Below are 3,138 nucleotides of genomic sequence, written 5' to 3' on the forward strand. Positions count from 1 at the left end.
TGATTTCGCTGCGCCCGGCCGGGGCGGCCGGCGCTCGGTTATAGTGGTTGAGCACCGCTTCCAGGCTGGCGAATTGGCCGGCGTGCATATACGGCGGACGTTGCGCGACATTGCGCAAACTAGGCGGTTTGTAGGCGCGCAGCAACCGCCGCTCGCCCCTGTTGATGAAATTCAACTCCCGGCATTGGTCCGGACCGGCGTCGCTGTAGCTGCCCAGGCAATTGAATTCGTCGGCGACGACTTGGTCCGCGCCGGCCAAACGGCCCATATCCTTGGGCAAGCCGGAGCGAGCCGGCACGCCGGTATTGTGAAAATCCAGATCGGTGAACAGCGGCCCGCGATGGCATTCGACACAATGGGCCTTGCCGATGAACAGTTTCAGTCCGGCAATCTCTTCCGCGCCCAGCGAATTATCCGGCGTGACCGCACCGCCCTCCGCCAGGGCTCGCGCGTAGGCATCGAACCGGGTTTCATTCCAGACGATGCGCCGCTCGAAAGCCGCGATGGCTTTGCCGACATTGACGAACACGCGATTGATGGCATCGCGCGCCGCGTCGTCGAGTTTCGCCCAAGCCCGCCGCGCCCGCCGGTCGCCCAACGGGCCGGCGTTATCCGGCAGCCCCGACAGGTCGGGCGGCTCGCCGAACACGGCGCGATATTCGGCCGGGTAATGCGCCAACACCCATTTGGCGCAGCGGCCGCGAGTCAGATTGTGCTCGTTCGGGTTCTCCAGCGGGCCGAGCGCCTGCGCCCATTGGCTATCCTTGCGGCCGTCCCAAAACAGCCACGGGCTGTACGCCATGCCCGCCAGCGGCATCGCGCGCCGGCTGGTTCGGCCGACGCCTTTCGCCAAGGCTCGCCCATCCTGAAAATTCCGCTCCGGATCGTGGCAACTGGCGCAAGCGACTTCGCCGTTCGAACTGAACCCTTTATCGAAAAACCAGCGCCGCCCGAGCGCCGCCGCGGCCGGGTCGTCGGCGAAACGGTTGGACGGATCGGCCGGTAACGGCGGCAGGCTGGAGAGTGTCAGCGAGCGCAACGTAGCCAGCTCTTTTTCACTCCAGATTCCGGAATCGGCTGCCTCGGCGTTGGCGGTGCTCAATACTAAGATCAGCACCCAACCGCCGGCCAAGCGCGTGGCCGGGCGCGGCCGTCTCCGGGTAAGAGGTTCGTTGCTAACGCTCATGAAGACTTGGCAATCGTCCCGGCAAATGAAATGCAGTTTCGTAGGAGCAACGCATCGTCGCGATGATGGCGTTTCGAATCACGACGATGCGTCGCTCCTACCATGACTTTCAGAGTAAGAATTTCTAAGGTACCAGAGTTATCGCCCCGGCCGAGCGCGGGTTTGAACGGGGTGCTCATTTGACCGGCACCTCGAAGATCACCCAGTCGCGCCGGTTCTTCCTCCAAAAATCGAAGCGTACCCACCAAACCCCGCTCATTTGAAACTTCATGCCGGCGATCCGGTAGTCGCCGCTACCGAGGTATGCGGTCGCCCTGGGCTGAGTCGGCAAACCGTGCGCATGTCCCGGCATGTGGGCGGAAACCGTAATGATCAGATTCTCCGCCGGACGCCGATCAGCGGTTTCCACATGCAATAGCCACTCGTGGATTAAGTCGGTCGTCACTTCCGGCGCCAAGCTTTGCCAACTCACCCGGTACAGGCCTTTTTCGCTGATGCGGGCGTCGGTCGCCGAACAAGGGGAGATGCTCAGGGCCAAGACCATGCCCAACGCGATACGCAGGTATCTAAAATTATCCATTCGTGGCGCGAGTGTTTGAATTGCAGGCAGATGAACAATGTCTATGTTCGATTTCTAAACAATGCCACTCGTCCAACGCGCTTGATCCGGCGGTTTCCGCGAGTGTCCGGTCTAATTAGAAATTTCCGTGCCAGCTTGCAATCAAGCGCATTTTCAGAGTTTGGCCGCGGCGGGCGTGCCTGGGTGGGTTCAAATGGTTTTCGACACGCACTCCCTGCTATTGCGCCGGAAACCTTAGACCGGGTATTTGGGAGGCACCGGCCAACGGCGCCGATCGGCCAACAGTGGACGGATGTTTTTCTTACGAACGCCTTTTGATTGATCTACAACCGCCAGCCGTAAAAGGTATGATCGCCTATAAGTTGCGCCGAACCATGCGAGGCGCAACGATCGCGAACGGTGCACCCGACGGCAGCACCCCATAGCCGGCACATCTTATGGCCTCGGTTCAAGCCGTTGACCGCGATCGAGGCATTGCCTTTCGGCGTGTCGATGCAGGTCAGGTTGTCGCCGGCGTCGTAGGTATAGCCATATTGATCGCCGCTGGAGACATCCACCGAGGTCAGCCGATCCGCGTCGTCGTAGCCGTAGGTGTAGTCCTTGGCGGCCCAGTTTCCGCTTAAGGTCGTGGTTTCGTTGATTTCGCTGATCCGGTTTTCCGGCGTGGTGACGTAGCCGTAGCTCCGCGTGGCGCCACTGTTTTGGATGCCTAACAGACGCCGGTCATGCTGGTTGTCATCGTATTGCCAGCTCGTGCCAACCTTACCCGTGCTGTCTTGCAGGCCGGTTAATTGACCAGTTTCGCCGAGATAGGTTTGGGCAAAATTGCCCAGCGGGTTGTTGTGGTGGGTCACCCGGCCCAGCGCGTCGTAACTGAAGGTTTCGCTACTGGTATCGACGGTACGTTTCACTATCCGGCCCAATTCGTCGTACTGGTAAGCGATTCGATGCGGCGCAATACGGTTTCGCCTATTGACGCCCTACCGATTACGCCTTACGGCCTTGAAGGTTTCGTTACTGGTATCCACTGTTCGTTTCACTATCCGGCCCAATGTAGAATCCAAACCCTAACAAGAATGATTTGGTTTGATGGGTAAGATCGGTTGAGGCAAAGACCTTAGGGCGTAATAGGCAATAGCCGTATTGCGCCGTATGTTGGCCTTCGATCATTCGGCGTAATGCCCGTTGGTTATTGCGCCCTACGCGGGCTGGACGCCGGTCAGGCGTTGGTCGGCGGCGTAGGTCAGGGTTTGGCTGCCGATTTGGTTGATGTGGCCTTGTGGGCTGTATTGATAGGCGGTGGCGACGCCGTTGACGGTGGTCTGGGTCAGTTTTTGGCTGTCCAACGCGATAAGGTGCGCCAAATATAGGT

At 59.6% G+C, this 3,138-nt stretch carries 3 protein-coding genes; all 3 read right to left on the bottom strand.

Features of this window, described 5'->3' with window-relative positions:
• The coding region (locus AC3B8H_RS19850; RefSeq protein ID WP_488443247.1) for a cytochrome-c peroxidase at positions 1-1,117 on the bottom strand (1,117 nt) is incomplete at its 3' end.
• A gap of 244 nt (positions 1,118-1,361) precedes the next feature.
• Complete coding sequence (locus tag AC3B8H_RS19855) at positions 1,362-1,766, bottom strand: hypothetical protein (RefSeq protein WP_488443248.1); 405 nt, start codon at positions 1,764-1,766, stop codon at positions 1,362-1,364.
• 323 nt (positions 1,767-2,089) lie between these two features.
• On the bottom strand, positions 2,090-2,677 hold the full coding sequence (locus AC3B8H_RS19860) for a hypothetical protein (protein WP_488443249.1): 588 nt from the start codon (positions 2,675-2,677) through the stop codon (positions 2,090-2,092).
• Positions 2,678-3,138 lie beyond the last annotated feature (461 nt).

This window comes from Methylomonas sp. BG-2, from assembly GCF_057766305.1.